2 protein-coding genes are annotated in these 1951 nt (G+C 33.6%); one reads left to right on the forward strand and one right to left on the reverse strand.

From position 1 onward, the window contains the following. Positions 1–329 precede the first annotated feature (329 nt). Positions 330–1100 (reverse strand): cysteine hydrolase family protein, encoded by a 771-nt coding sequence (locus tag F6K13_RS30845; protein ID WP_124142986.1) that lies wholly within the window; start codon positions 1098–1100, stop codon positions 330–332. Between the two features lie 723 nt (positions 1101–1823). Between F6K13_RS30845 and F6K13_RS30850 the strand changes: the two genes are divergently transcribed. After that, a complete protein-coding gene (locus F6K13_RS30850; protein WP_275670266.1) occupies positions 1824–1946 on the forward strand; it encodes a hypothetical protein in 123 nt (40 codons plus the stop codon). Positions 1947–1951 lie beyond the last annotated feature (5 nt).

Here is a 1951-nt window from a genome sequence, read left to right on the forward strand (position 1 = left end):
TTTATCATTTTCTTTGTGGGTTTAATACCCCACCGTCTACACGGTGTTCAAAATTACTTGGGGTTAGAATCCCCATGTAATTTTCCTCCTGTCTCCTGTCTCCTGTCTCCTGTCTCCTTCTTCAATCCTTCCTTCTTCCTTCTTCAAGGTTTTCATAAGGCAGGAAATAAAAGGTTTTTGGGAATCTTGCTTTTTGTTAGACCTTGATTTTTTTGCCTTCTTAACTGATATCTTTTTTTGAGTTTCGTCTCTTTTTAAGCATAGCTACAAAGTGCCAATTTTTTGTAATTAGTATTTGACAAATATGAGACTTTTCCAAAAAATATTTATTATTTAATAGCATCCAAAATAGCATTAGAATTTGTGACAAACCCGAAACATTGTTTCACATTATAAATAGTAGCTTGCCAACAATATTCAGGGGAAGTGGTGGCAGTACAGTCTGAAACTAAAATGCAGTCATAACCAAGGAAATTTGCATCTTGTAATGTTGCCATTACACATTGGTCTGCATTCACTCCCGCAAACAACAGAGTTGTTTTGCCCATATTTCGCAGGATGCTATCAAGAGGAGTATCCCAAAACCCACTCATCCTATATTTACTCACGCGAATATCTTCTGGTTGTTGCTCTAATTCATCCACAACTGCTGCTGCCCAACTTCCTTCTATCAGTACGGGGGCATTATTTTTTGGCAGTGGGTCGCCTAAACCTACACCTTTACCAGTGGGGTTATAAACATGGCGTAACCCAGCGCTGATATTCAGTAGGTCGGAACGGTTTCCCCAGTTTACCCAAATTATCGGGATGTTTTGTGATCGCAATTGTGGTAAGAAATTTATTAGTGGTTGAATGGGAGACCGTGCAGGTGTCACATCTACGCCTATATGAGCTAACCAACCATCAGGATGACAGAAGTCATTTTGCATATCTATGACTAAAATTGCTGTTTTGGCTAAATCTAGTTTAATGGTTTTGGTATCAGTTTTGACGACAATGGTTTTAGTGGGAAGAGGAGGACGAGTAATATCTGCAGTTGTCTCATCAACTGCCCACGCATTGGGTGGTATACCCAGAGTTTCAAGGGAGGAATTCTGCATAATATTATCTGGTGAATTTATCTATAAAATTACAAAGAGCATAGATGATTATTATATGCTCTTTCTTATTTTCGTCGATCATATATTATTAGTTGTATTACTTAATAAATTTTTAATTTCTCTATTATTGTTTGGTTTATTTTTATTTTCAAATGTTTGCATTGTAGATTTAGAGAATAAAATTTTTAAGCAACAATAATATTTTTGTCACTTATGATTATTGGGGAAATATAAAAATTTTAATTTTATCCTATAAAATTTATTTGATAAATATTTGCTATAAATATCTAGGCTATTTCTTAGGAGTCAGAATAAATGGCTTCAATATCATTTTTTAGGTCGGAAATTATTTTTTTAGTCAAAGGGACATCTCCTGCACGTGTCTTTTAATCGCCCTTATTATTCGTAAAATTATTTTTTTTATGGTATAAAATTTATTTGATTTTTAATTTTTTTATTTGGATTTGATTTTTCATGTTTGGTAATACTTGAAAACTAAATTTTCAAGTTAATTTTTTTGATACTCTGAGTTCAAAGTCTATATATACAGCCATCCTATTTCAGTTGCAGGTAAAAATCTCTTTGAATTTAGGAAAAATGGAATAGGAATAAAAGTTTCAGAGTTTTTATGTATCCTGATATTTTTGACAAATCATTATTATTTCATAAATTATTTCTGTATCTATCTCCATAGACATGATAATTTTATTCAGGTCTTTCTTATTGAAGAAGGAGACAGGAGACAGTAGACAGGAGACAGGAGGAAAATTACATGGGGATTCGCTCCCCCAAGTAATTTTGAACACGACCGTTGACGGTGGGGTATTAAACCCACAAAGAAAATGATAAAA

The sequence above is a fragment of the Okeania sp. SIO2B9 genome (assembly GCF_010672505.1).
Classification (GTDB): domain Bacteria; phylum Cyanobacteriota; class Cyanobacteriia; order Cyanobacteriales; family Microcoleaceae; genus Okeania; species Okeania hirsuta.